We start from the raw sequence: 366 nt of genomic DNA on the forward strand, positions 1-366 counted from the left end.
TTCTCGAAGGCCAGGTCCTGGGCGCGGCCCTCGAACAGCAGGCGGCTCACCGGGGCGTCCGGGTAGGGGCGGGAAAACAACACGCTTTCGCCGATGTCGATCGCTGTCCTCAGCGTCACCGCATCGGCCGTGTCCCAGCCGGCGACGGCGAAAGCATGCACGACTTCCTTTTCGGTGCCGACAAGGCCGACATTGATCGGGTCGCCGGGAATGCCCTGCGGCGTATGCGTCACCATCTCGAAGGGCTTCGTGCGGAAGCCGCGCTCCCGCCATGTCCAGAATTCCGGCGCCGCGATATAGGCGAGCGCTAGATAGGAGACGCAAACAGTCGCCAGCTAGATCGCCGCACGCCGCCTCAGGCTTCGC

1 protein-coding gene is annotated in these 366 nt (G+C 65.8%); it reads right to left on the bottom strand.

Annotated features, from left to right (window positions below; genetic code table 11):
* A partial coding sequence (locus EN852_RS36390) for an LssY C-terminal domain-containing protein (RefSeq protein ID WP_246694522.1) occupies positions 1-236 on the bottom strand: 236 nt, incomplete at its 3' end.
* Positions 237-366 lie beyond the last annotated feature (130 nt).

The sequence above is a fragment of the Mesorhizobium sp. M2E.F.Ca.ET.209.01.1.1 genome (assembly GCF_004010375.2).
In the GTDB taxonomy this organism is placed as follows: domain Bacteria; phylum Pseudomonadota; class Alphaproteobacteria; order Rhizobiales; family Rhizobiaceae; genus Mesorhizobium.